This is a genomic window from Pseudomonas peli (assembly GCF_900099645.1).
GTDB lineage: Bacteria > Pseudomonadota > Gammaproteobacteria > Pseudomonadales > Pseudomonadaceae > Aquipseudomonas > Aquipseudomonas peli.
This window is the reverse complement of the sequence record NZ_FMTL01000002.1, coordinates 626,846-650,680: the sequence shown is the minus strand read 5'-3', so window position 1 is coordinate 650,680 and position 23,835 is coordinate 626,846. Positions and strand designations below refer to the sequence as shown.

Genomic DNA, 23,835 nt, shown 5'->3' with positions numbered 1-23,835 from the left:
CCACGATTTCGTAAGAGGAGACCACTCCATGAGCTTGAATATTTTCTGGTTCCTGCCCACCCATGGCGACGGCAAATACCTGGGCACCGCCGAGGGCGCACGCGCCGTCGATCACGGTTACCTGCAGCAGATTGCCCAAGCAGCCGACCGCCTTGGCTTTGGCGGTGTACTGATCCCGACTGGACGTTCCTGCGAGGACTCCTGGCTGGTAGCCGCCTCCCTGATTCCCGTGACTCAGCGTCTGAAATTCCTTGTCGCCCTGCGCCCCGGGATCATTTCCCCGACGGTGGCGGCGCGTCAGGCAGCAACCCTTGATCGCCTGTCCAATGGCCGCGCGCTGTTCAACCTGGTGACCGGTGGCGACCCGGATGAGCTGGCCGGCGATGGCCTCAACCTGTCCCACGCCGAACGCTACGAAGCCTCGGTGGAATTCACCCGCATCTGGCGCCGCGTGCTGGAAGGTGAAGTGGTCGACTACGACGGCAAACATATTCAAGTCAAAGGCGCCAAACTGCTCTACCCGCCTATTCAACAACCGCGTCCGCCGCTGTATTTCGGCGGCTCGTCGGAAGCCGCGCAGGATTTGGCAGCCGAGCAGGTCGAGCTGTACCTGACCTGGGGCGAGCCACCGGCTGCGGTCGCGGAAAAGATCGCCCAGGTGCGCGAGAAGGCCGCCGCTCAAGGCCGTGAAGTGCGCTTCGGCATCCGCCTGCACGTGATCGTGCGCGAAACCAATGCCGAAGCCTGGGCCGCCGCTGACAAGCTGATCAGCCATGTCGACGACGACACCATCGCCCGCGCCCAGGCCTCCCTGGCGCGCTTCGACTCGGTCGGCCAACAGCGCATGGCCGCCCTGCACGGCGGCAGCAAGGACAACCTGGAAGTGTCCCCCAACCTCTGGGCAGGGGTCGGCCTGGTGCGTGGCGGTGCCGGCACGGCACTGGTTGGCGATGGCCCGACCGTGGCCGCACGGGTCAAGGAATACGCCGACCTGGGTATCGACACCTTTATCTTCTCCGGCTATCCGCACCTGGAAGAGTCGTACCGAGTTGCCGAACTGTTGTTCCCGCACCTGGACGTCAATCGCCCAGAGGTACCCAGCGGGGCCAGCTATGTCAGCCCGTTCGGCGAGATGATCTCCAGCGACATTCTGCCCAAGGCGGCCTCGGCCAGTTGATGCAATGCCGTAGGAGCGGGCCATGCCCGCGAACCTTAGAAACATCGCGGGAATGGAACTAGGCGTGCCTCCCGCTCCTACAAAGACCTGATGGGGTTTGCAATGAGCAACACAACCTTACACAACCTGGCCCTGCGCCTGGCCCCCTGGGCCTTGCCGGTGGCACTGCTGACGGCCTGGCAACTGGCGGTGGTCAGCGGCCTGCTGTCCACGCGTATTCTGCCGGCTCCGAGCGCGGTGCTGAGCGCCGGCTGGGAGCTGCTGCGCAGTGGCGAAATATGGACCCACCTGGCCATCAGCGGCTGGCGCGCCGGCATCGGTTTTGCCATCGGTGGCGGCCTCGGCTTGCTGCTGGGCTTTATCACCGGCCTGTCGAAATGGGGCGAGCGCTTCCTCGACAGTTCGGTGCAGATGATCCGCAACGTACCGCACCTGGCACTGATTCCGCTGGTGATCCTCTGGTTCGGTATTGATGAGAGCGCAAAGATCTTTTTGGTCGCCCTCGGCACTTTGTTCCCGATCTACCTGAATACCTACCACGGCATCCGTAACGTCGACCCGGCGCTGGTGGAAATGGCGCGCAGCTATGGCCTGTACGGTTTCAGCCTGTTCCGTCAGGTAATCCTGCCCGGCGCCCTGCCCTCGATCCTGGTCGGCGTGCGTTTCGCCCTGGGCTTTATGTGGCTGACCCTGATCGTCGCGGAAACCATCTCCGCCAGCGCCGGCATCGGCTACCTGGCAATGAATGCCCGCGAATTCCTGCAAACCGACGTGGTGGTGCTGGCCATTCTGCTCTACGCCGTACTCGGCAAGCTGGCGGATGTGGCAGCACGCACGCTTGAGCGCATCTGGCTGCGCTGGCACCCGGCCTATCAGGTCAAGGGAGGTGGACAATGACTGCGCTGCACACACTCAAACGTGGCCTGCCACTCGCAATCAACGGCATTCACAAGGCCTTCGGCGAACGCGAAGTGCTGAAGAATGTTCAGCTGAACATTCCCGCCGGGCAGTTTGTCGCTGTGGTCGGCCGCAGTGGCTGCGGCAAGAGCACCCTGCTGCGCCTGTTGGCGGGTCTGGATGTGCCCACCCAGGGCGAACTGCAGGCCGGTAACGGCTTGCTGGCCGCCTCACGCGAAGACATTCGCCTGATGTTCCAGGACTCGCGTCTGCTGCCCTGGAAGCGAGTAATCGACAACGTCGGCCTGGGCCTGACCGGCAACTGGCGGCCGCAAGCGCAACAGGCGCTAGAAGCCGTTGGCCTGGCGGATCGCGCCAATGAATGGCCTGCCGCTTTATCTGGCGGACAAAAACAGCGCGTGGCCCTGGCCCGTGCGCTGATCCACCAACCGCGCCTGCTGCTGCTCGACGAGCCGCTCGGCGCACTGGATGCCCTGACCCGCATCGAGATGCAGCAACTGATTGAACGCCTGTGGCAACAGCATGGCTTCACCGTGCTGCTGGTGACTCACGATGTCAGCGAAGCGGTAGCGATTGCCGACCGGGTAATTCTGATCGAAGACGGCCACGTCGGCCTGGATATAAGCGTCGACCTGCCCCGTCCGCGTCAACGTGCCTCGGCCCGCTTGGCGGCTGTTGAGGAACAGGTGCTTAACCGCGTGCTGTCGCTGCCCGAACTGCCACCGCAACCCGAACCTGTTTCACCCTTGCCCACGCAGTTGCGCTGGGCGCTTTAACCCGCATGACCACTCTTAAAACCAAGGAGCATCACCATGACCATTAAAGCCATCAACGTACGCAACCAGTTCAAAGGCACCATCAAGGAAATCGTCCTGGGCGACGTACTCTCGGAAATCGACGTGCAGACCGCCTCGGGCATCGTCACCTCCGTGATCACCACCCGCTCGGTAAAAGAGCTGGAGCTGGGCGTGGGCAGCGAAGTGATTGCCTTCGTCAAATCCACCGAGGTGTCGATCGCCAAGCTGTGAGCAACCATGAAGTGGGCGGGCTACCGCCCACACTCAAATAGCGGCGCAACCTGAAGAACGGCGTCTGGGCATCAGCGCTGGGAACAGGGCTTGGCGTCCCCGTATCGCCTGAGGCCAAGCATCGGTTAAACCCCAGGTCCCTTGGCCAGTTCGGCCTGCAGCCAATCGACAAATACCTGGGTCAAACGCTGGCGACGTTTACGCTCGGGCAGCACCAGGTAGTAACCCAGTTCCGAATGCGCGACTTCATCGCCCATGCGGCACAACAGGTTCTGCGTCAGCAGTTCATCGACCAGATGCCGCCAGCCGATGGCCACGCCCTGCCCGGCGATGGCCGCCTGAATCAGCAGTGTGTAGTTATCGAAACGTAGGCTGCCGGGGCTTGGGGTTTGCTGCAGGCCGAAGGCGCGAAACAGCCCGGCCCAATCGAACCAGCGCGAACGATTTTCCGGGCGCAGGTGCAGCAGCGGCAGGCTGGCCAGTGCAGCCGGTGGCAAAGGCAATGTCTGCCCCTTGAGCAACTGCGGGCTGCACACCGGGAACACCTCTTCGCGAAACATCAGCTGCGCCTCGGCGTGCTTGAAGCGCCCGTCGCCGAAGTTGATCGCCACATCAATCTCCGCCGGTAACGTGCCCTGATCACGCTCGCTGGTAATCAGGCTGACATCCACCTCCGGGTGCAATTGATGGAAGCGCTGCAAGCGCGGCATCAACCAGTAGGCGGCAAAAGCAAAGTCGGTGGCCACCTGCAGAACCTCATGCTGCTGTTGCGCGGTCACGGCCTGCAGACCGGCATCCAGACTCTGCAGGCCATCCTGCACATAACTCAGCAACAGCTCGCCGGCATCCGTGAGGGCAATGCCCCGATACACCCGGTCAAACAGCCGCGTGGCCAGCTGCTGCTCAAGCCGTTTGATCTGCTGACTGATCGCCGGTTGGCTGGTGCCCAGCTCGCTGGCGGCGGCGGTAAAGCTCAGCTGGCGGGCGGCGGACTCGAACACCCGCAGCACATCCAGTGACACGCCATCGATGCGTTCAAACATAAGCTCAGGTTATCCAATGCATCTGCTGACAGCAGGTTTACCCAGCTTTTGCTAAGCCGGATGATCAAGCCAGCACTGTCGCATAAATCTTTTATATGGAATACCGGCTGCCATGAAACGCCCGAACATCCTCTTTATCATGGCCGATCAGATGGCCGCGCCGATTCTGCCGCTGCACGATGCCGCCTCACCGATCCAGATGCCCAACCTGATGCGCCTGGCCGCCGAGGCCGTGGTGTTCGACGCCGCCTACTGCAACAGCCCGCTGTGCGCGCCGTCGCGCTTTACCCTGGTCAGCGGCCAACTACCCTCGAAGATCGGCGCTTACGACAACGCTGCCGACTTCCCCGCCGATGTACCGACCTACGCCCATTACCTGCGCCGCCTGGGCTATCGCACCGCGCTGTCGGGCAAGATGCATTTCTGCGGCCCGGACCAGTTGCATGGCTATGAAGAGCGCCTGACCAGCGACATCTACCCCGCCGACTACGGCTGGGCGGTGAACTGGGATGAGCCGGATGTGCGCGCCAGCTGGTACCACAACATGTCGTCGGTGCTACAGGCCGGACCATGCGTGCGCACCAACCAGCTGGACTTCGATGAAGAGGTGGTGTTCAAGGCCCAGCAGTATCTGTATGACCACGTGCGCAGCGACGGCGATCAGCCTTTCTGCCTGACCGTGTCGATGACCCACCCGCATGATCCCTACACCATCCCGACCGAGTTCTGGGACCTCTACCGCGACGAGGACATCCCACTGCCGCGCCAGCACATCGATCAGGCCGAACAAGATCCGCACTCGCAACGCCTGATGAAAGTCATCGACCTGTGGGACAAGCCGCTACCTGAACAGAAGATCAAGGACGCGCGCCGCGCCTACTTCGGTGCCTGCAGCTACATCGACAGCAACATCGGCAAGCTGCTGAAAACCCTCAAGGACTGCAACCTGAGCGACAACACCATCATCGTATTCTCCGGCGACCACGGCGACATGCTGGGTGAGCGCGGCCTCTGGTACAAAATGCATTGGTTTGAAATGGCCGCCCGCGTGCCGCTGCTGGTGCATGCACCCAAGCAGTTTGCTGCGCGCCGGGTAAGCCAGAACGTCTCGACCATGGACCTGCTGCCGACCCTGGTGGAACTGGCCGGTGGCACGCTGCAAGCCGACCTGCCGCTGGATGGCCGCTCGCTGCTGGCACACCTCGAAGGTCGCCAGGGGCATGATGAAGTCATCGGTGAATACATGGCCGAAGGCACCATCAGCCCGCTGATGATGATCCGCCAGGGCGAGTGGAAATTTATCTATTCAGAACACGACCCCCTGCTGCTGTTCAACCTGCGCCACGACCCGCAAGAGCGCGAAAACCTGGCAGAGTCCGCCGAGCACCAAAGCCGGCTGGCTGACTTTATCAACCAGGCCCAGGCGCGCTGGGACATGCAGGCGATTCATCAGGCCACTCTGGCCAGCCAGCGTCGCCGGCGTTTTGTTGCCAGCGCCCTGCCCCAGGGGCACCTGACCAGCTGGGACCATCAGCCAATGGTCGATGCCAGCCAACAGTACATGCGCAACCACATTGATCTCGACGACCTCGAACGTCGCGCCCGTTTTCCGCAACCCTGATTGCAAGCCACTGCCGCGTTGATCCAAAACTAATAATTCAAGAGGACATTGCCATGCACACACTTCGCACAGCACTTATCGGCGGCCTGTTACTGGCCGCCAGCAGCTACACCTTCGCCGAAGACGCCAGTTGCGCCACGGTGAAACTCGGTGATCCGGGTTGGAGTGATATTGCCGTGACCAATGGCATCGCCAGCTTCCTGCTCGACGGTCTGGGCTACAAGGCGCAGCCGCAGACCCTGGCCGTGCCGATCATTTTCGCCGGGCTGCAGAAAGGTCAGGTGGATGTATTCCTCGGCAACTGGATGCCCGCGCAGCAGAGCAACTACGACAAGTTCGTCAGCAGCGGTGAAGTCGAGCAACTGGTGGAAAACCTCAGCGGCACCGAGTACACCCTGGCCGTGCCCACCTACGCCTATGAGGCCGGGGTGAAAACCTTTGCCGACCTCGATCAGCATGCCGACAAGTTCAGCCGCAAGATCTACGGCATTGGTTCCGGCGCACCGGCCAACGAATCCATCCAGAAGATGATCGCCGCCGACGAATTCGGCCTCAAGGACTGGAGCCTGGTCGAATCCAGTGAACAAGCCATGTTGGTGCAGGTTGGCCGCGCAGTGAAACGCGAGCAATTTGTGGTGTTCCTGGGCTGGACCCCGCACCCGATGAACGTGCAATACGACATGCGCTACCTCAAGGGCGGCGAGAAGTACTTCGGTGCCAGCGGCAGCGTCAACACCCTGGCCCGCAAAGGCTATGCCGCGCAGTGCCCGAATGTCGGCAAGCTGCTGAGCAACCTGAAATTCACCCAGGAAATGGAGAACGCCATCGTGGATAAAGTGCTGAGCAAGCAAGCCAGCAACGATGAAGCAATCAAGACGTGGCTCAAGGCCAATCCAGCGGTGGTTGCCGGTTGGCTTGAGGGCGTAACCAGCCGCACTGGCGGTGATGGTCTGGCGGCAGTTAACGCCAAGCTTTGAATCGGCCGGCTTGATTCCCTAAAGTAGACGAGCCGCTGCTGTGCAGCGGCCTTGTCCATCGCCTGCAAAAGAAGCCCACGCATGCCCTTGCTCCGCCTTCAGACCCTGTTGCCCTTTTTGCGCTGGCTGCCGCATTGCAGCAAACGCAGCCTCGGTAAAGACCTGCTGGTGGGACTCAACGGCGCCATTCTCGCGCTGCCGCAATCCATCGCCTACGCCCTGATCGCCGGGCTACCGCCGCAATACGGCTTGTACGCGGCCATCGTGCCGGTGCTGATCGCCTGCCTGTGGGGCTCCTCTAGCTTTCTGATCTGCGGCCCCACCGCCGCGATCTCCATCGTGCTGTTCAGCAGTGTCAGCCCGATGGCGACACCGGGCAGCGACCACTTTATTGCCCTGATACTGCTGCTGACCCTTTTAGCCGGTGTATGCCAATGGCTACTCGGGCTGCTGCGCTTCGGCGCACTGGTGAATTTCGTTTCGCACTCGGTGGTGCTCGGCTTCACCCTGGGCGCCGCACTGGTGATCGGCATCGGCCAGTTGCCCAACCTGCTCGGCCTCACCGTCACCAGCCAAGCCACCGCGCTGACGAGCCTGCTCAGCCTCGACGAGCACCTGGCCGAAAGTGACTGGCGCACCCTGGTCGTAGCGCTGTTCACCTTGGCCATCAGCCTGTTGAGCAGGCGCTTGTGGCCGCGTGCGCCGGCTTTACTGATCGGGATTGTGGCCGCCAGTCTGCTGGTCATGGCCTGGCCGGGACAGCTTGGCCACGTTGCACTGGTCAGCCGTTTTGCAGGCAGCCTGCCGCCCTTCGCGCTGCTGGAGTTCAACCTCACCCACATCCTGCAACTGCTGCCCGCGGCCGTGGCCTGCGGTTTGCTCGGGCTGGTCACCAGCCTGTCGATTGCCCGCGCCCTGGCAGATAAATCCCAGCAACTGTTCGATGCCAATCAGGAAGTCCGCGCCCAGGGCCTGTCGAATATCATCGGTCCCTGGTTCGGCGGCTCGCTATCTGCCGGCTCTTTCACCCGCTCAGCGCTCAACCAGCAAGCCGGCGCCTGCTCGCCCATGGCCGGGGTGTTCGCTGCCCTGCTAGTAGCATTATTCGCCTTGTATGGCAGCCGCCTGTTTGCCTATGTGCCAATTCCCGCCATGGCGGCGAGCATTCTGCTGATCTGCTGGGGACTGTTCGACCTCACCGCCGTCAAAGCCCTGAAGCGCGTGAGCCGCAGTGAGTTTCTGGTGATGCTGCTGACCGTGCTGGCAACCCTGGTACTGGAGCTGCAAAGCGCCATCTACGCCGGCGTGCTGGCCTCACTGATCGTCTACCTCAAGCGCACTTCACAGCCGCGCGTGCGCCAGTGGCAGGACGGCGAGCAGGAATGGCTGTGTATCGAAGGTTCGATCTTCTTCGGTGCCTGTCATTACCTGCAGCAACGCCTGCAGCGTAGCGGCGCAGCGTGGGTGATGATCGATGCGCGGCATATCAACTTTATCGACTACGCCGGCGTCACCATGCTGCACCAAGAAGCGCGCCGCCTGCACAGCCAGCAGCGGCATCTGGTGCTGCATAACGCACGGCCACAAGTGATCGACGAAATTCGCAAGCTGGAAGGCCCGGAGCGCTGCCCGGTGCAGTTCGCCTAGCCGCCTGGAAAAGCTGCCAGACAATGGTGTACAGCCGTGCAGGTCGGAAGGGCTCCGACCTGCGCTTAGCTGACCTACAAAGGCTGCAGTTCAGAACATGGCATCAGCGTTGTGATGCCATGTCATGGCTGATGATGATTTCCACCCGCCGGTTCATCTGCCGACCTGAAGCCGACTCATTACCGGCAACTGGCATGCTCTCGCCCTTGCCCGAAGCACCCAGGCGGCTTGGGGAAACCCCCTGATTGGTCAGGTAATGCATCACCGAGTCGGCGCGACGTTGCGACAGGCTCAGGTTCATTTCTTCGCTGCCGACGTTATCGGTATGCCCTTCAATCAGTACTTGGCGCTCAGGATGCTGGCCGAGAAAAATCGCCAGCTTACCGAGGTTATTGGCCGTACCCGCACGCAACTCCGAGCGCCCGGTAGCGAATAGCAGATCACCCAGGGTCATGACCAAGCCACGTTCGGTTTGCTTGGCATTCAGCTCATCAATCTGTTGCTGCAACTGGCTGTTCTGCCGCTGCGCCTGATCGGCCTCGCGGGTGCGCGAATCCAGACGCGCGCCTTCACGCTGCTGGCTGAGGATTTTGCGCTGATCCTCGTAGAAGCGTGTCTGCGCCAGCGCCGTGGCAATTTCCACTTTGCGGTCAGCTATCACCACCAGATGCTGGCCCAAGGCCTGCTCTGCGTCCTGATCCTTGCGCGGCTGTTCGGCAACGATCACCGCATCTTCAGCGGCCTTAAGCGCTACAGGCGCGCGAGTATTCAGCTGTGGATCGGCTTGCAAGCGGGTGAGCTTGCCGCGCACATCGGCGGCGCCTTCCGGCATGCTCGGTTTAGCGGCGCAGCCGGCCAGTGCAAGGCTGATTGCGCTGACCAGCAGCAGGTGCTTCGCGTTATGAGCAAGGTTCATTGTTGAGCTCCCGTGTTGCGTTGCATTTCCTGTTTCAGGCTGTTGGTGCTTTTCTGCATTTCGTCATTGACTACCTTTGCTTTGGTCGCCTGTGACTTGGCCAGGGCCAGCTCGGCCTCTACCCGCGACTGGTCTGCCAGGCGCTCGGCGAGCAGCATCTCCTCACGCTGCACAGCCATATTGGCGGCGGTCAGTTTTTCCCGAGCGACACCCAGCTCCGGTGAGGCGTAATCGGCCACGCGGGCCTGTTCGGCATTGCTGATCGCCGATTCGGCAGCTTGCAACGCCTGGCTCGGCGGCAGGGGCGGTGAAGCGCAGGCGCTGAGCATCAGCAGCCCGGCGCAAAGGCCGGCAAAACGCAACGCAGCCATGCCATCAACGATGGATGAAGTCCTGTTCATAGGAATGTCCTCAAAAACAATTACGGGTAAGCACGCCACAGCTTTCGCCGCACACGGGCCCAGGTGGGCTAAGCCACAGCGCTCAATCAGCGCGGCAGACAGCATTCTCGGTCGCCAGATCAATGGCCTATGGCATGGCGCTCTGCGCCAGGCTCATGGCAATCAGCAGACTGCTCACGGCAAGGACGGCATAGACAATGGCAAACGCCAGCAAGAGCGGGCGGTAGTGGATTTTCATGGCGCATCTCCGACGGTTAATGCACAGGCAACTGCAGGCTAAACGCCACCTTGAAACACGGCACTCACGCCACGGCTGCAGCTCGCCTGGAGCGACAATCGCAGCTCGGCGCAGTCCTGTCGGTACGCTGGCGCGCATAGACCGCACAATCGCGGGTATCGCGATACGCCCTGCGTACGCAGGCGCACAGACACGCCCATTTACGCGGCTTAAGCTTCCGTTCGGTCGTCGACGACGGCTCACGATCAGGAGCAGCAAGATGGACCTCTATCGCCACCACGTTTCAGGCTTCTTTACCCAACGCAGCAACGCTGAACAGGCACTGGCCCAGTTGATTCAGCGCGGCATGCACCACGAACAGCTGGAGATCGTTGCAGGCAACGCCGACGCCCCACCCGCTCCTGCACCGCAGGGGAAAAGCAACAAGGTGCTCAAGGACATGCTGGTCGACATCGCTATTGGTACCGGTATTGGTATCGGCATTGGTGCCTTGATCGCGGTAGCGTTGATCGTCAGTGAAGTCAGCCTGTTCCACGCAAGCCCGATCCTTGCGCCCTTCTCCCTGATGGGCATGGGGGGCTTTATCGGCGGTTTTCTCGGCAGTGTGATCGGCGCTTCATCCGGCGCTGGCCAGCATCACGGACGCTTTGCCAAGCTGGTGAGCAGGGCGATTACCCACGGTGATGTGGTGCTGGTGGCACAGACCCACAACGAGCAGGAGACCCGCATGGCACGCGAGGTGATCAGGGCCACATCCGGCCTGGTCAAGGACATCAACATGGCCGCTGCACCCGAGCTGCAGCAGCAACGTTGAGCCCAGGTCCTTACTGAGTCAGCGTCAGCAGAATATCGGCATACCAGGTGCAATTGAGCCCTAGGGCCTCGTCCACCTCTAGATCCCGGCTGCCCAGATCAAGCCGCGCCGAATGCACGCCCAGCAGCACCCATGGCAACTCATCCGTCTCGCTGTCCGGTATGCGCATTACCACTGGCGCACCACTGGTGCCACGGTGTGTGCGGGCATCGGTCAGAAAGTACCCCTGGCCCTGAAAACGCAGGCCGAATGACGACGCCACCACAGCATGCCGCACCACCGCGATATGGTGCAGGGTGTCGTGAAAACCCAGGGGGAAACCCACCACCAGCAAGGATGTGCCGACCTCGACCGGGGTTTGCGGCTGCAGCAGGTGCTCCGGAGTAAAGGCGTGATAGACCATGCTCTCTGGCAGCGCCGCGCGCTCGATCTCCAGCACTGCCACATCAACCTCACCAGCGCCATCGCAGCCCTGCCGCCAGAGGCTCTGGCCATCGCGATAGAGCGGCATGGAGAAGCCGGTGGTCTGCGCCACATTATGCAAATCGATGTGCACTTCGATCTCGATACGATCGGGAAAATGCTGGCTCGGCTCATCAATCATCACGTGCCGACTGGTTACCAAGAACAAACGCTCATCGCGGGCGAAGTAAAAGCCGCTGGCGTTGGTCAGCAACTGCTCCCCGGCAAAGGTACAGACGCGTGCAGCCGTCAGCAGCACAGGTTCGATCATCGACATTGCGGCATATCCTTGAATTGACGACAGGCATGCCAGAACAGGCCCATGAGGCTCTAAATAGAGCAATTGCCACGCCATTTCACCTACGGCGCGGCAATCAGGCTATCGGCGCAGCGCCATGGCGTCGGTACGCAAACCCGCATAAGCGCTGTAGCGCACCGACTGGCGACCTCAGCTTTGACAGGCTGGCATCAGCACAATTCCGCTCTGACCGCGCAACCGGCCCAGCGCGGTAACCTCAGGAGCACCACACATGAGCAGACCCCTTGCCGAAATCATCCAGAAGAACTGGCGCAAACTGGCCGGCCTCGCCCTGATTGTCTGGGACGAGTTGACCCTGGATGAACTGATCAAATCCGAAGGCGATGCGCAGAAACTGACCAACCTGGTGCAGCAACGCTATGACATGCCCCGCGAGGACGCCAGCAAGCAGGTCATGAGTTTCTTTGAAAGGCACCGCACCAGCTGATAGCGCGCGAACGCTGGCAAGCAAGCGCCCGCCTCACTTCAAGCGATAGCGTGCCAGCTCAGCCGGCGTCAGCACGCGCATGCGCCGCGGCTCGGTGCTGTTGATCGCCTCAAGTAGCTCCGGCGGAATCTGCATTTCTTTGAAGTAAGCTGCCTGAGTCGCCTTGCTCGGCCCAAAGGCAGATGCCGAATGCACCGAATCACTACTCGCATAATACGGCCGGTGAATCCCCACATAACCACGCACGGTTTTAGCGTGGCCCGCCGCCAGCAGGTACACGCAACTGCCCTGGCACACCCCGGTGGAAGGCACTAGAGCATCGAAGCCAGTTTCACGCAGCAAACGCCCCATGCGCATGGACTCAGACACGCTACCGCCGATGCTGTCGAGCATGACGATCTTCTTCGTGTACTTGCCCGGATTGGCTTTGATGCCCTTGAGCAGCGCCTCGTAATCGCCCGGCGCAATATCCTCGGAAACCTTGGCCACCAGCATCCGCCCGAGGGTCTTGTGTTGCCCGGCCTGCACCTCGACCTTGGCCAACGCGGCGCCCGAACACAGCGCCGCCACGGAGATAATCACAGCCTGAAACACAGTACGACTCATAAACCCGGTAAATCCTTAAGCGATGCGGTCAACGGATGGGCGAAGATACCTGTTGCCGAGCAATCGCGCATAATTTGCAGCATTGGGAGCATGCCTCGACAACCCCGGCTTGCCCTACCCAACCCGTAAGCAACGCCGCTACCACCTGCTCAAGTGAGAATTACCGTGGCCCCGATGTTCAAAATCCAACACCGCACTCCTGAAATCTACCGTCAGCAAACCCGCCGCAGCACCCTAACTATCGCGGCAATCTTCGTCGCCCTGGCCATGCTGCTGTCGAGCAGCGCTGTGCTGCTATTCGGCACCCCAGGCGGCGACAACTTCCGCTGGAATCTTGGTGGGGTTATCGCCGCATTAGCGCTGACCGTGGTCCTGGTGCGCGTAGTGCTGTGGCCACAGCCCTTTATGGCCGCTGCCGTGTACGGCTGGCGCCTGAAACGCAGCCTGATGCGCGTGACCAACCTGATGCACCACGTCAAAGCCGGCGTCGCCGCCCGCGACCCAGCCGCCATGCAGCTACTGCGCTTCTACCACCTGGGCCTGACCCAAATGCACCAGTTGGATGGCAACTCCAGCGCCCTGAGTGAAGCGGTGGCGGAAATCAACCAACACCAGGAACGCATGGAAGAACTGGGTATGGATATTGACCAACTGCAACTCGATGCGGACTGGCTTGAAGCTGTGAAAAAGATCCAGCCCCTGCCCCGCTAACCTGCAAGTAAGCGCTGGCCGATGGGGAACAGCATAAAAAGGACAGGCTTGGAGAATTTTTGGGACTGTATATCTTAAAATCTAAGCCCACAAAAAAGCCCGCTGGAATCTATCAAGACTTCAGCGGGCTTTGCTTACTTCAATATGGCGGGAAGATAGGGATTTGAACGCTAGTAGTAAACTTTGTACACCGCTGCAGGCCGCAGAAAACCTAGACGAAAGAATTCCTTAACGGTCTAGAAAGGCCCAAGGCGGCCTCACTTTTGCCCAAATTTTGCCCAAAAAATCTATAGCTATCGTGCGTCTAAATTAAAGGCCGACTAAAGGCATATCCTGCAGGATCTGGCTCAGCACCGCGCGCAGCTTGCCCGGTTTGACTGGTTTGTTGAGCAGAGGCACACCCATGCCGTGCAGTTCACGACGGCACTGATCGCTGCGATCAGCGGTAATCATCACCGCGGGAATCGTCACCCCGAAGTGCTCACGCAAGTGCTGCACCACCTGGCTGCCGACCACCCCATGGTCGAGGTGGAAGTCGGCCAGGATCAGCTCCGGTGCCTGCTGGCCAAGCACCTGCAACGCAGTGGCCTGATCGGTGGCGGTCAGTACTTCGCAGCCCCACTGTTCCAGCAGTGCTTTCATGCTGTGCAGAATGCTCAGCTCGTTATCCAGCACCAGCAATCGCCGCCCTGGCAGCGGATCCCCCAGGCGCTGTTGTGGCGGCATCGGCGCTGCCAATGTACGCGACTGGCTGCCGCTGGCCAGTGGCACCTGAATGCTGAACACCGAGCCACGTCCTGGTTGCGAACGCACCTTGATCGGGTAACCGAGGATGCGTGCAATCCGTTCGACAATCGCCAGGCCCAAGCCCACGCCCTTGCGCTCGGCGGCGCGGCCGACATTCAGCTGATTGAACTCAAGGAAGATGCTTTGCAACTGGTCTTCGGCAATCCCCGTGCCGCTGTCCCATACCTGCAACTCGACATACCCGCCACGCTTGCGCGCGCCAAGCAGCACGCGGCCCTGCTCGGTATAACGGCAGGCGTTGCTGAGAAAATTACGCAGGATGCGCGTGAGCAGGCGCAGGTCGGTATTGAGCAGGTGCTCGCCATGGCGTACGCGCAGTTGCAACCCGACTGCAGCTGCTACCGGCTGAAACTCCGAGGCCAACGGCGCAAGCAGTTCGTCGAGGCTGTAGACATCCAGATCGGGCTTGATCGCCGCCTGGTCCAGGCGGGCAATGTCCAGCAGATCGGTGAGCAGGTCTTCCGCGCCTTCCAGTGCCTGGTGAGTACGTTCCACCAGGTTCTGCTCACTGGCCGGCAGGCTGCGTTCGCGCAGGGTCGAGATCAGCAGACGTGCGGCGTTCAACGGCTGTAGCAAGTCATGGCTGGCGGCGGCCAGGTACTTGTCCTTGCTGCGGTTGGCCTCTTCAGCCGCATCACGCGCCTCGCGCAGGGCCTTCTCGATTCGTTTGCGCTCGACGATCTGCTGCAGCAGGTTGCGGTTGGCTTCCTGCAACTCACCGGTGCGTGCGCCGACCCGTTGTTCCAGTTCGTCATTGAGTTGTTGCAGGCGTTGCTGGGCCTGTTTGCGCTCGGTGATATCAGCGACAAAACCTTCGAACAGACCGTTCTCATCGGGTTTGAGCAGCAGGTTCATCAGCACGTCGATCACGCTGCCGTCACGGCGGCGCAGCTGGGTTTCATAGCCAAACAGCCCAGGCTCATGGGCTAGCACGCTGCGTATATGTTCCAGCTCGGCAACACCGCCAACGAACAGGTAGTTGGCCAAGCCCGTCAGCGACCAGAGTACCTGCTGCGGATCGTCGTACCCCAGCATGCGCGCCAGGGCTGGATTGGCGGCGAGCAGGCCGTCCTGCAGGCTGGCCTGGAAAATCCCGTGCACAGCATGCTCGAACAACCATTTGTAGCGGTTGCGCTCGGTTTCCAGCTCCTCCAGGCGCGCCAATAGCTCGGGGTAATGGCTTTTGCGTGCCGAATGACTGCCCAGCCCCAGCAGGCCGGCAAGGGCCTCGCTCTGCGACTGCGGCAAATCAGAGGGCTTCGCCATAGACGACCTCGACATCACGCTGACTGGACTCACGCGGGTTGGTCAGGATGCACGGGTCTTCCATGGCATGCCGCGAGAGGAACGGAATATCGGAGCTGGAAACCCCGTGCAGCTTGAGGGTTTCATGAAAGCCTACGGACTTCTTGAAGGTCACCAGATGCTCCACCAACCGCTGGCGGATCTGGTTGTGGTTGAGCCCGCGCACATCGATACCGAGGGTTTGCGCAACCATGCTGAAACGCTCGGGTGCGGCGCTGTAGTTGAACGCCACCACATGCTCGACCAGCGCCGCATTGCACATGCCATGGGGCAGATCGAGAAAGCCGCCGAGGCTGTGGCTCATGGCATGCACCGCGCCGAGAATCGCATTGGAGAACGCCAACCCGGCCTGCATGCTGCCGAGCATGATCTTCTCGCGCAGGGCGATGTCGTTCGGCGTGGCAATCATCTGCACCAGGTTGCCATTGATCAGGCGCATGGCCTCCAGCGCATGGGTATCGGTGAGCGGGCCACTGCCGGTGGAAACGAAGGCTTCGATCGCGTGCACCAGCGCATCGATGCCGGTACAGGCACTGAGGAACGGATCCATGCTCAGGGTGGTTTCCGGGTCGATCAGCGATACATCCGGCACTACCGCCTTGCTGACGATGGAGAACTTCATCCGTTCCTGCTGGTTGGAGATGATCACGAACTGCGACACGTCCGCCGAGGTGCCGGCGGTGGTGGGAATCAGGATCAGCGGCGGGCTGGGCACACGGATGGTGTCCACGCCTTCGAATTCAAGAATGCTGCGGCCATGAGCCACCGCAATACCGATGCCTTTGGCGCAGTCCATCGGGCTGCCGCCACCAATGGCAACGATCACGTTGCAGGCGTTGGCCCGGTAGATTTCCGCGCCGAGCATCACCTCTTCAACCCGTGGGTTGGGCGATACATCGGTGTACAGGCAGTAGTCGATATTCTGCGCCTGCAGGCTGGCTTCAACATCCGCGACCCAGCCGGCGGCAACCACGCCGGGGTCGGACACCACCAGCACCTTACGCGCACCAAAGGTACTGGCGTAATTGGCAACGTTGTGCCGGCAACCGGCACCAAAAATGATTTCCGGTGAAACGAATTTACGTAACTGGCTGAGGGTGTGGCTCATACAACGGCCTGTTCTTGTTGTTATGGAATAGGTTAAGCGAGGTATGCGCCAGCCTACTGCATTGCTCGGTTTATGCAATGCGACCTGCGCTCAGTTCAACTGCTGATAAAACCCATATTCGGCGCGCAACGCGGCGGCCAGATTGGCGGCCTGACGGAAACCGTGGCGTTCGTCGGCGAACAGCTGACATTCCACCGGCAACCCACGCTGGCGTAATGCTTCGACCATGACCTCGGTCTGGCTCGGTACCACCACGGCATCCAGCGCGCCCTGGAAGAAAATAACCGGTGCCATGATCCGCTCGGCCTGCAACAGGGGGGTGCGCTCCCGGTAGCGTTCGGCATCCTGCTCCGGGTCGCCAATCAGCCAGTCGAGGTAATCCGCCTCGAACTTGTGGGTCTGCCTGCGCAGTGCCAGCGGGTCACTGACGCCATAGAGGCTGGCCCCCCCACGAAGCGGTGGCAGCTCGACCAAAGCCCGCAGCGCGCTGAAGCCCCCCGCGCTGGCGCCGCGTACGAACACGCGTTGCGGATCAATACAGCCAGCAGCGGCCAGCGCATCGATAGAGCCGCGAATGTCCTCGACCTCCAGCTCGCCCCATTGCGCAGCCAGACGCAGACGATAGGCGCGACCATAGCCGCTGCTGCCACGGTAATTCAGGTCGAGCACGGCGTAGCCGCGCAGGGTCCAGAAGGCGATGCGCGGGTCGAACACCGGGTAGCAAGCCGAGGTGGGGCCGCCATGCAGAAAGATCACCAGCGGCGGGCGCTCCCCGGTTGATACCGGCGAGTAGAAAAAACCGTGGCTGCGCTCGCCTTCACCCACCTCGCAGTTAAATGGTTGGGGGCGGGACAGTTGTTCCTCGCCCAGTGGCTGTTCACCACCGGCCAGTATCTGCACCGTATCATCGCCTCGGCTAATCGCCAGCACCGCCGGCAGGCGATCCGGTGCGGCGGCGATGCAATAGAAATAAGCGGCATCGGCGGCCAGGCTGCGAAAACGCGTGAAGTACTCGGCAAGTTGCCGCTCGTAGGGTGCGCTGTGCGCACCATCAGTCTCGGCAGCAAAATAATCGGTGCGCGCAGCGCACCCTACGAGGACGCCTGTGCCTTGCTCGAAACGTGTCAGCAACAGTTCGCCATCTTCCAGCGGCAGGTAGGTTCGCGTACCCAACTGCCAGGGCGCGGGCGCATGGTCGTAGGGCGCGGCGCGCGCATCAGGCTGATCATCAACGCACCAGGGCTGCCACCAACCTGCTTTGTCGTTCAGTACCCATAAGCGGTTCTGTGGGTCAAAACGCGGCTGTTGCAACGATTGATCACGCCCCTGCCCGGCCAGCACTTGGGTGCGCTCGCCCGACTTACGCTGGCACAGGCGTGTGGCAACCCAGGGCTGATCGGGGCGATCCCATTCGATCCAGGCCAGCCGCTGGCCATCGGCATTGGCCACTGGCGCGGCGTAAAAATCAGCGCCTTCGACCAGAACCTCGCGCTTGCCCGTCAGACCAATACGCACCAGGCGATGCACCACCGCGCCGCCTTCATGGCTTTCCTCCACGGCCAGCAGCGCCTGCCAGGCGGGCACAAAACACAGGTCGCCATAACGGCAGTTGGGTGAGTCGGTCACGCCGTAGGGTGCGCTGCTCGCACCGCCGTCAGGGTCAATATTGACTAGGTAAATCTGCTGATCATTTTCATTGACGAAGGCCACGCCCTGCTCCGTGGCACAGCACGCACCGCCGCCGTATTCGTAAACCCGGCTGCGTACAGAGAACCCCGGCGGGGTCAGTTCAGTCACGACTCCATCACGACAAAAGAACAACCCACAGCGCGCCAGTAACGGATCAAACGCCGCCCACAACACTCCGCCGTGGGCCGCATGCAGTTCGGCAAAGTCAGCGCTGGCCGCTGCGGCCTGTTCGGCGCTCCAGATCGCGTCGGGGTCGATCAGGCCTTGCATATGATCCGCGAGGCCTTCTCATTGCGGTATTGCAGGGCCTCCAGCCCCAGCGGCGCGTCATCGGCCTGCTGGCGCGCGGCGAGAATCACGCCATGGTGCGCCGACTTGCTGCACACCGGGTCGGCGTTGCTGGCATCGCCGGTGAGCATAAAGGCCTGGCAACGACAGCCGCCGAAGTCCTTGTGCTTCTCGTCACAGCTGCGGCATGGCTCGGGCATCCAGTCATCACCACGGAAGCGGTTGAAACCGAAGGAATGCCGCCAGATATGTTCAAGGCTGTGCTCGCGCACATTGGGAAACTGCACCGGCAACTGCCGCGCGCTATGACACGGCAACGCGGTGCCATCCGGGGTGATGTCGAGGAACAGGTTGCCCCAGCCGTTCATGCAGGCCTTGGGACGCTCCTCGTAATAGTCCGGGGTGACGAAGATCAGCTTGCACGGGTGATTCTCGGCCGCCAGCTTGTCGCGCCACTGATTGGTGATGCGTTCGGCGCGCTCTAGCTGAGCGCGGGTCGGCAGCAGCCCTGCGCGGTTGAGTTCGGCCCAGCCATAGAACTGGCAGGTGGCCAGCTCGACGAAATCCGCCTCCAGCTCCAGGCACAGCTCGATGATCCGCTCGATATTGTCGATATTGTGCCGGTGGGTGACGAAGTTCAGCACCATCGGGTAGCCATGCGCCTTGACCGCACGGGCCATGGCCAGCTTGTGAGCGAAAGCCTTTTTCGAGCCGGCCAGCAGGTTGTTCACCTCCTCGTCGGCGGCCTGAAAGCTGATCTGGATATGGTCAAGCCCGGCCTCGGAGAACTCGGCAATACGCGTTTCAGTCAGACCGATACCAGAGGTGATCAGGTTGGTGTAATAACCCAGATCACGCGCGGCCTTGATCAGCTCGGCCAGGTCCTGGCGCACCAGCGGCTCGCCGCCGGAAAAACCCAGTTGGGCAGCACCCAGCTCACGGGCCTGGCGGAACACCTCGATCCACTCGGCAGTGCTCAGTTCGGCACCCTGCTGGGCGAAATCCAGCGGGTTGGAGCAGTACGGGCATTGCAGCGGGCAGCGGTAGGTCAGTTCGGCCAGCAGCCACAGCGGCGGCCCTGGTTCATGACCTGCTTTAGCGAAGCTCGATCCAGAATTGAGCACTGGCGACCTCCATAAAGGCGAGGATGTCTTCGTCGATCCCCGGTACATCCGGGAAACGCTGATGCAGGCTGTCGATGATCTCGGCTACCGAACGCTTGCCATCGACCTGCTGGAGAATTTCACTGGCACTGTCGTTGAGCTTGATCATGCCTTCCGGGTAGAGCAGCACATGGCAACCCTGGGCCGGCTCGAATTGCAGGCGAAAACCGCGGCGAATGGCGGGGATAGTGGGCAGGATGGTGGCAGTCATAATCTCGGCTCCGTGGCGGTGCGCGCGGCGCACCCTACATACCGTTCACCCGTAGGGTGCGCCGTGCGCACCGTTTGTCTGTGGCTCATAGCGCAATCCCCCGATGCCAGACGCGCTCAGCGGTCACCGTGTGATACGGCGCGCGCTCCAGCTGGTAGGCCATGCTCATGGCGTCGAGCATGCTCCACAGCACATCGAGCTTGAATTGCAGAATCTCCAGCATGCGCTCCTGCGCTTCACGGGTGCGGTAGTGCTCCAGGGTGATCCGCAGGCCATGCTCGACATCGCGGCGCGCCTGTTGCAGCCGCGCGCGAAAATAGCTGTAACCCTCGGCATCGATCCAGGGGTAATGCTGCGGCCAACTGTCCAGGCGTGACTGGTGGATTTGCGGGGCGAACAGTTCGGTCAGCGAGCTGCTGGCGGCCTCCTGCCAGGACGCGCGGCGGGCGAAATTGACGTAGGCATCCACGGCAAAGCGCACGCCGGGCAGCACCAGCTCTTGCGACAGCACCTGCTCGCGCTCAAGGCCCACGGCTTCGGCCAGGCGCAGCCAGGCTTCGATACCGCCCTCCTCGCCCTGCGCACCGTCGTGGTCAAGAATGCGCTGCAACCATTCGCGGCGGGTGTCGCGATCGGCGCAGTTGGCCAGGATCGCCGCATCCTTGAGCGGGATGTTCAGTTGGTAGTAGAAGCGATTGGCCACCCACCCTTGAATCTGATCACGGCTGGCGTGGCCGGCATACATCGCCTGATGAAACGGGTGGTGAATGTGGTAGTACGCGCCCTTGGCGCGCAAGGCCTGCTCAAACTCGGCAGGGCTCATGGCGGGTTGGCTCATCAGTATCTCCAATACGCGTTGCCGTAGGGTGCGCCGTGCGCACCCGCATTCGTTGAGGTGCGCACGGCCTGGGCGCCCTACAAAACGATGCTCATGCCATCGAACGCGACCTCGATACCGTGCGCGTCGAGTTCAGCGCGCTCAGGCGAATCCAGGTCGAGAATCGGGTTGGTGTTGTTGATATGAATAAGGATCTTGCGCGCAGATGGCAGGCCATCGAGCACCTCGATCATGCCGCCCGGGCCGCTCTGGCACAGATGGCCCATCTCGCTGCCGAGCTTGTCGCCCACTTCGCACACACGCATTTCGTCATCGCGCCACAGCGTACCGTCCACCAGCAGGCAGTCGGCGCGGCGCATCCAGGCCAGCAACGGTTCATCAACCTGACCCAGACCGGGGGCATAGAACAGCGTGCTGCCGGTGCGGCGATCCTCGACAAACAAACCAATGTTGTCGCCCGGATGCGGGTTGCCACGGTGCGGTGAATACGGTGGAGCACTGCTGCGCAGCGGCACGGCCGTGATCGACAAGTTGGCACAGGCCGCAATGCTGAACGGCTCGCCATCGAGGGTAATCAGGTTGTGCTGCAAACCGCCATTCCAGTGGCTGAGCATGTTGAACAGCGGAAAGCCGCTGGTCAGGTCCTGATGCACCATCTCGCTGCACCAGACCTGGTGCGGACAGCCTTCGCGCAGGGTCAGCAGGCCAGTGGTGTGATCGATCTGGCTGTCGAGCAGGATGATTCCGGCAATCGCGCTGTCGCGCAGCCGACGCGCCGGGTTGAGCGCAGGAAAGGCTTCGATCTGTACGCGGATATCCGGCGAGGCGTTGCACAGGATCCAGTCCTGGCCATTGTCACTCAGGGCAATCGAAGACTGGGTACGTGGCTGCGCCCGCACGCTGCCCGCGCGCACGCCACGGCAGTTACGGCAGTTGCAGTTCCACTGGGGGAAGCCACCGCCGGCGGCGGAGCCAAGAATCTGGATATGCATGGACGCTTCCGATTGCGATGCCGATGGGCATGCCTGTTGGGATGCCCCGGCAATGCCGGGGCAAAACGGCTCAACGATTGGCGAAGTACATGGTCACTTCGAAACCAATACGCAGGTCGGTGTAGGCGGGTTTAGTCCACATGGCGCGGTCCTCTTCTTATCGACGCCGGCGAATTCCGGCCCCTTCATTAAGCCCCCCGACCGACAGCAGCCAAATGGTACTTTGGGATGAATTTCTGCTGACATTGGTAGCGTTTACGGGCCCCGGCTGATGCCAACCGACGCAGGGTGCGCCGCGCGCACCGCAATAGTGGAAGCCCTGGCCTGCGGTGCGCACGGCGCACCCTACAGGTACACGCTTGGCACGGCGCAATAAAAAACGCGGCCGAAGCCGCGTTGCGATAGTGACCTGCTGCAGCAGTTATCTGCCCAGACCACAAACAGATCTCGCCGACCGGCGAATCGCAGGAAGGAGCCCGGCGCACTGGAGCGGATACGCCGGGGTTACACGAGTTAGAAGAAGCCCAGCGGGTTGATGTCGTAGCTCACCAGGAGGTTCTTGGTCTGCTGGTAGTGGTCGAGCATCATCTTGTGCGTTTCACGGCCAACACCGGATTTCTTGTAACCACCGAACGCGGCGTGCGCCGGGTACAGGTGGTAGCAGTTGGTCCATACGCGGCCAGCCTTGATTGCCCGACCCATGCGGTAGGCGACGTTGATGTCGCGGCTCCACACGCCTGCGCCCAGGCCGAACTCGGTGTCGTTGGCAATCGCCAGCGCTTCGGCTTCGTCCTTGAAGGTGGTCACGCCGATCACCGGGCCAAAGATTTCTTCCTGGAACACGCGCATCTGGTTGGTGCCCTTGAGCAGGGTCGGCTGGATGTAGTAACCGTTGGCCAGGTTGCCTTCGAGTTTCTCCACGCCACCGCCGGTGAGCACCTGAGCACCTTCCTGCTGGGCGATCTCCAGGTAGCTGAGGATCTTGTCGAACTGCTGCTGCGAGGCCTGGGCGCCGACCATGGTGTCGGTGTCCAGCGGATCGCCACGCTTGATCTGCTTGATCTTTTTCATGACCTCGACCATGAACGACTCATAGATCGATTCCTGCACCAGCGCACGCGACGGACAGGTGCACACCTCGCCCTGGTTGAAGAAGCCCAGTACCAGGCCTTCAGCGGCCTTCTCGATAAACGCCGGCTCGGCATTCATGATGTCGGCGAAGAATATGTTCGGCGATTTGCCGCCCAGTTCGACGGTGCTCGGGATGATGTTTTCGGCGGCACACTTGAGGATATGCGAGCCCACTGGAGTCGATCCGGTGAAGGCGATCTTGGCAATGCGTTTACTGGTGGCCAGTGCTTCACCGGCTTCACGGCCGAAGCCCTGGACGACGTTGAGCACACCCGGCGGCAGCAGGTCGCCAATCAGCTCCATCAGCACGGTGATCGACAGCGGCGTCTGCTCGGCCGGTTTGAGCACGATGGCGTTGCCAGCGGCCAGAGCCGGTGCGAGTTTCCAGGCCCCCATCAGCAGCGGGAAGTTCCACGGGATGATCTGCCCGACCACGCCCAGCGGTTCATGGAAGTGGTAGGCCACGGTGCCTTCATTGATCTCGGCGGTGCTGCCTTCCTGCGCGCGGATGCACCCGGCGTAGTAGCGGAAGTGGTCAGCGGCCAGCGGCACGTCGGCGTTGAGGGTTTCGCGCACGGCCTTGCCATTATCCCAGGTCTCGGCCACGGCCAGCAGTTCAAGGTTGGCTTCGATGCGGTCGGCGATCTTCAGCAGAATGTGCGAACGCTCCTGCACAGAGGTCTTGCCCCAGGCATCGGCAGCGGCGTGAGCAGCATCCAGCGCCTTGTTGATATCGGCGGCGTCGGAACGGGGGAATTCACCGATCACCGAACCATCCACCGGGCTGGTGTTGCTGAAGTACTGGCCACTCAGCGGGGCAACAAACTCACCATTGATGTAGTTGCCGTAGCGCGGTTTGAGGGTGATGACGGCGCCTGGCGTACCGGGTTTGGCGTAAAGCATGGGATTGACCTCTCTTGTTGGCGGAGCCTGCCCCCTGGGACGTGGAGCAGGTCATGGTTCGATCTTAGGAAGCGCCCTGCTCGACCGGTATGCGC

The 23,835-nt window shown here is 61.6% G+C and carries 24 protein-coding genes; 10 read left to right on the top strand and 14 right to left on the bottom strand.

Features of this window, described 5'->3' with window-relative positions; translation table 11 throughout:
- The first annotated feature begins 28 nt into the window (after positions 1-28).
- The 4 genes from ssuD to BLO50_RS11855 all read left to right on the top strand — a co-directional run bounded on the left by ssuD (position 29) and on the right by BLO50_RS11855 (position 3,123).
- Complete coding sequence (ssuD, locus tag BLO50_RS11870; protein WP_090252875.1) at positions 29-1,177, top strand: FMNH2-dependent alkanesulfonate monooxygenase; 1,149 nt, start codon at positions 29-31, stop codon at positions 1,175-1,177.
- A gap of 102 nt (positions 1,178-1,279) precedes the next feature.
- The gene (gene ssuC / locus BLO50_RS11865) at positions 1,280-2,074 is read left to right on the top strand and encodes an aliphatic sulfonate ABC transporter permease SsuC (RefSeq protein ID WP_090254097.1); all 795 of its coding nucleotides are present in this window, start codon (positions 1,280-1,282) and stop codon (positions 2,072-2,074) included.
- Complete coding sequence (ssuB, locus tag BLO50_RS11860) at positions 2,071-2,871, top strand: aliphatic sulfonates ABC transporter ATP-binding protein (RefSeq protein ID WP_090252871.1); 801 nt, start codon at positions 2,071-2,073, stop codon at positions 2,869-2,871. Before ssuC ends, ssuB begins: the two co-directional genes overlap by 4 nt.
- 36 nt (positions 2,872-2,907) lie before the next feature.
- A complete protein-coding gene (locus tag BLO50_RS11855) occupies positions 2,908-3,123 on the top strand; it encodes a TOBE domain-containing protein (RefSeq protein ID WP_056842174.1) in 216 nt (71 codons plus the stop codon).
- Between the two features lie 125 nt (positions 3,124-3,248).
- Here BLO50_RS11855 and BLO50_RS11850 read toward each other — a convergent pair whose 3' ends face one another.
- Positions 3,249-4,166 (bottom strand): choline sulfate utilization transcriptional regulator, encoded by a 918-nt coding sequence (locus BLO50_RS11850; RefSeq protein ID WP_090252870.1) that lies wholly within the window; start codon positions 4,164-4,166, stop codon positions 3,249-3,251.
- A gap of 112 nt (positions 4,167-4,278) precedes the next feature.
- Between BLO50_RS11850 and betC the strand changes: the two genes are divergently transcribed.
- From betC to BLO50_RS11835, 3 genes are all read left to right on the top strand, one after another.
- Positions 4,279-5,787 (top strand): choline-sulfatase, encoded by a 1,509-nt coding sequence (gene betC / locus BLO50_RS11845; RefSeq protein ID WP_090252867.1) that lies wholly within the window; start codon positions 4,279-4,281, stop codon positions 5,785-5,787.
- A 53-nt stretch (positions 5,788-5,840) separates the two neighbouring features.
- Positions 5,841-6,764 carry a choline ABC transporter substrate-binding protein gene (choX, locus tag BLO50_RS11840; protein ID WP_090252864.1) on the top strand — a complete coding sequence of 308 codons (924 nt, stop codon included), beginning with the start codon at positions 5,841-5,843 and terminating at the stop codon, positions 6,762-6,764.
- Positions 6,765-6,845: 81 nt separating this feature from the next.
- Positions 6,846-8,411, top strand: coding sequence for a SulP family inorganic anion transporter (locus tag BLO50_RS11835; protein WP_090252862.1), 1,566 nt, complete (start codon positions 6,846-6,848; stop codon positions 8,409-8,411).
- A 103-nt stretch (positions 8,412-8,514) separates the two neighbouring features.
- Here BLO50_RS11835 and BLO50_RS11830 read toward each other — a convergent pair whose 3' ends face one another.
- Together BLO50_RS11830 and BLO50_RS11825 are read right to left on the bottom strand one after the other, a co-directional pair.
- The gene (locus BLO50_RS11830) at positions 8,515-9,327 is read right to left on the bottom strand and encodes an OmpA family protein (RefSeq protein ID WP_090252859.1); all 813 of its coding nucleotides are present in this window, start codon (positions 9,325-9,327) and stop codon (positions 8,515-8,517) included.
- Positions 9,324-9,728 carry a DUF4398 domain-containing protein gene (locus BLO50_RS11825; protein WP_241693772.1) on the bottom strand — a complete coding sequence of 135 codons (405 nt, stop codon included), beginning with the start codon at positions 9,726-9,728 and terminating at the stop codon, positions 9,324-9,326. The genes BLO50_RS11830 and BLO50_RS11825 overlap by 4 nt, the downstream gene beginning before the upstream one ends.
- A 497-nt stretch (positions 9,729-10,225) precedes the next feature.
- Here BLO50_RS11825 and BLO50_RS11820 point away from each other — a divergent pair, with 497 nt between their 5' ends.
- On the top strand, positions 10,226-10,780 hold the full coding sequence (locus tag BLO50_RS11820; RefSeq protein WP_186343918.1) for a hypothetical protein: 555 nt from the start codon (positions 10,226-10,228) through the stop codon (positions 10,778-10,780).
- A gap of 10 nt (positions 10,781-10,790) precedes the next feature.
- Here the strand turns inward: BLO50_RS11820 and BLO50_RS11815 are convergent, their stop codons facing one another.
- A complete protein-coding gene (locus BLO50_RS11815) occupies positions 10,791-11,519 on the bottom strand; it encodes a S1 family peptidase (protein ID WP_244152881.1) in 729 nt (242 codons plus the stop codon).
- A 253-nt stretch (positions 11,520-11,772) separates the two neighbouring features.
- On the opposite strand from BLO50_RS11815, the gene BLO50_RS11810 reads away from it, so the two are divergent.
- Entirely contained in the window at positions 11,773-11,988 is a 216-nt protein-coding gene (locus BLO50_RS11810) for a CsbD family protein (protein WP_090252854.1), read from the top strand.
- A 33-nt stretch (positions 11,989-12,021) separates the two neighbouring features.
- On the opposite strand, the gene BLO50_RS11805 is transcribed toward BLO50_RS11810, so the two are convergent.
- Positions 12,022-12,594 (bottom strand): COG3904 family protein, encoded by a 573-nt coding sequence (locus tag BLO50_RS11805; protein WP_090252852.1) that lies wholly within the window; start codon positions 12,592-12,594, stop codon positions 12,022-12,024.
- A gap of 174 nt (positions 12,595-12,768) precedes the next feature.
- Here BLO50_RS11805 and BLO50_RS11800 point away from each other — a divergent pair, with 174 nt between their 5' ends.
- On the top strand, positions 12,769-13,305 hold the full coding sequence (locus BLO50_RS11800) for a DUF3087 domain-containing protein (RefSeq protein ID WP_090254092.1): 537 nt from the start codon (positions 12,769-12,771) through the stop codon (positions 13,303-13,305).
- A 309-nt stretch (positions 13,306-13,614) separates the two neighbouring features.
- On the opposite strand, the gene BLO50_RS11795 is transcribed toward BLO50_RS11800, so the two are convergent.
- The 9 genes from BLO50_RS11795 to exaC all read right to left on the bottom strand — a co-directional run bounded on the left by BLO50_RS11795 (position 13,615) and on the right by exaC (position 23,740).
- On the bottom strand, positions 13,615-15,378 hold the full coding sequence (locus BLO50_RS11795; protein WP_090252849.1) for a NahK/ErcS family hybrid sensor histidine kinase/response regulator: 1,764 nt from the start codon (positions 15,376-15,378) through the stop codon (positions 13,615-13,617).
- Positions 15,362-16,525: an alcohol dehydrogenase-like regulatory protein ErcA gene (gene ercA, locus BLO50_RS11790; RefSeq protein WP_090252847.1), complete on the bottom strand. Its 1,164-nt coding sequence runs from the start codon at positions 16,523-16,525 to the stop codon at positions 15,362-15,364. The genes BLO50_RS11795 and ercA overlap by 17 nt, the downstream gene beginning before the upstream one ends.
- Before the next feature lie 90 nt (positions 16,526-16,615).
- Positions 16,616-18,484: an alpha/beta hydrolase family protein gene (locus BLO50_RS11785; protein WP_090252845.1), complete on the bottom strand. Its 1,869-nt coding sequence runs from the start codon at positions 18,482-18,484 to the stop codon at positions 16,616-16,618.
- On the bottom strand, positions 18,472-19,626 hold the full coding sequence (gene pqqE / locus BLO50_RS11780) for a pyrroloquinoline quinone biosynthesis protein PqqE (RefSeq protein WP_090252841.1): 1,155 nt from the start codon (positions 19,624-19,626) through the stop codon (positions 18,472-18,474). Before pqqE ends, BLO50_RS11785 begins: the two co-directional genes overlap by 13 nt.
- Positions 19,598-19,876 (bottom strand): pyrroloquinoline quinone biosynthesis peptide chaperone PqqD, encoded by a 279-nt coding sequence (gene pqqD, locus BLO50_RS11775; RefSeq protein WP_090252838.1) that lies wholly within the window; start codon positions 19,874-19,876, stop codon positions 19,598-19,600. Before pqqD ends, pqqE begins: the two co-directional genes overlap by 29 nt.
- Before the next feature lie 85 nt (positions 19,877-19,961).
- A complete protein-coding gene (pqqC, locus tag BLO50_RS11770; protein WP_090252836.1) occupies positions 19,962-20,714 on the bottom strand; it encodes a pyrroloquinoline-quinone synthase PqqC in 753 nt (250 codons plus the stop codon).
- A gap of 77 nt (positions 20,715-20,791) precedes the next feature.
- Positions 20,792-21,706 (bottom strand): pyrroloquinoline quinone biosynthesis protein PqqB, encoded by a 915-nt coding sequence (pqqB, locus tag BLO50_RS11765; RefSeq protein WP_090252832.1) that lies wholly within the window; start codon positions 21,704-21,706, stop codon positions 20,792-20,794.
- Positions 21,707-21,776: 70 nt separating this feature from the next.
- Positions 21,777-21,848, bottom strand: coding sequence for a pyrroloquinoline quinone precursor peptide PqqA (pqqA, locus tag BLO50_RS11760; protein WP_003243383.1), 72 nt, complete (start codon positions 21,846-21,848; stop codon positions 21,777-21,779).
- Between the two features lie 371 nt (positions 21,849-22,219).
- Entirely contained in the window at positions 22,220-23,740 is a 1,521-nt protein-coding gene (gene exaC / locus BLO50_RS11755) for an acetaldehyde dehydrogenase ExaC (RefSeq protein ID WP_090252831.1), read from the bottom strand.
- Positions 23,741-23,835: the final 95 nt, after the last annotated feature.

Bases quoted from the DNA above. Each gene is read 5' to 3' on its own strand.
- ssuD (WP_090252875.1), top strand. From the start codon at position 29: ATGAGCTTGAATATTTTCTGGTTCCTGCCCACCCATGGCGACGGCAAA.
- ssuC (WP_090254097.1), top strand. From the start codon at position 1,280: ATGAGCAACACAACCTTACACAACCTGGCCCTGCGCCTGGCCCCCTGG.
- ssuB (WP_090252871.1), top strand. From the start codon at position 2,071: ATGACTGCGCTGCACACACTCAAACGTGGCCTGCCACTCGCAATCAAC.
- BLO50_RS11855 (WP_056842174.1), top strand. From the start codon at position 2,908: ATGACCATTAAAGCCATCAACGTACGCAACCAGTTCAAAGGCACCATC.
- BLO50_RS11850 (WP_090252870.1), bottom strand. From the start codon at position 4,166: ATGTTTGAACGCATCGATGGCGTGTCACTGGATGTGCTGCGGGTGTTC.
- betC (WP_090252867.1), top strand. From the start codon at position 4,279: ATGAAACGCCCGAACATCCTCTTTATCATGGCCGATCAGATGGCCGCG.
- choX (WP_090252864.1), top strand. From the start codon at position 5,841: ATGCACACACTTCGCACAGCACTTATCGGCGGCCTGTTACTGGCCGCC.
- BLO50_RS11835 (WP_090252862.1), top strand. From the start codon at position 6,846: ATGCCCTTGCTCCGCCTTCAGACCCTGTTGCCCTTTTTGCGCTGGCTG.
- BLO50_RS11830 (WP_090252859.1), bottom strand. From the start codon at position 9,327: ATGAACCTTGCTCATAACGCGAAGCACCTGCTGCTGGTCAGCGCAATC.
- BLO50_RS11825 (WP_241693772.1), bottom strand. From the start codon at position 9,728: ATGAACAGGACTTCATCCATCGTTGATGGCATGGCTGCGTTGCGTTTT.
- BLO50_RS11820 (WP_186343918.1), top strand. From the start codon at position 10,226: ATGGACCTCTATCGCCACCACGTTTCAGGCTTCTTTACCCAACGCAGC.
- BLO50_RS11815 (WP_244152881.1), bottom strand. From the start codon at position 11,519: ATGTCGATGATCGAACCTGTGCTGCTGACGGCTGCACGCGTCTGTACC.
- BLO50_RS11810 (WP_090252854.1), top strand. From the start codon at position 11,773: ATGAGCAGACCCCTTGCCGAAATCATCCAGAAGAACTGGCGCAAACTG.
- BLO50_RS11805 (WP_090252852.1), bottom strand. From the start codon at position 12,594: ATGAGTCGTACTGTGTTTCAGGCTGTGATTATCTCCGTGGCGGCGCTG.
- BLO50_RS11800 (WP_090254092.1), top strand. From the start codon at position 12,769: ATGTTCAAAATCCAACACCGCACTCCTGAAATCTACCGTCAGCAAACC.
- BLO50_RS11795 (WP_090252849.1), bottom strand. From the start codon at position 15,378: ATGGCGAAGCCCTCTGATTTGCCGCAGTCGCAGAGCGAGGCCCTTGCC.
- ercA (WP_090252847.1), bottom strand. From the start codon at position 16,525: ATGAGCCACACCCTCAGCCAGTTACGTAAATTCGTTTCACCGGAAATC.
- BLO50_RS11785 (WP_090252845.1), bottom strand. From the start codon at position 18,484: ATGCAAGGCCTGATCGACCCCGACGCGATCTGGAGCGCCGAACAGGCC.
- pqqD (WP_090252838.1), bottom strand. From the start codon at position 19,876: ATGACTGCCACCATCCTGCCCACTATCCCCGCCATTCGCCGCGGTTTT.
- pqqC (WP_090252836.1), bottom strand. From the start codon at position 20,714: ATGAGCCAACCCGCCATGAGCCCTGCCGAGTTTGAGCAGGCCTTGCGC.
- pqqB (WP_090252832.1), bottom strand. From the start codon at position 21,706: ATGCATATCCAGATTCTTGGCTCCGCCGCCGGCGGTGGCTTCCCCCAG.
- exaC (WP_090252831.1), bottom strand. From the start codon at position 23,740: ATGCTTTACGCCAAACCCGGTACGCCAGGCGCCGTCATCACCCTCAAA.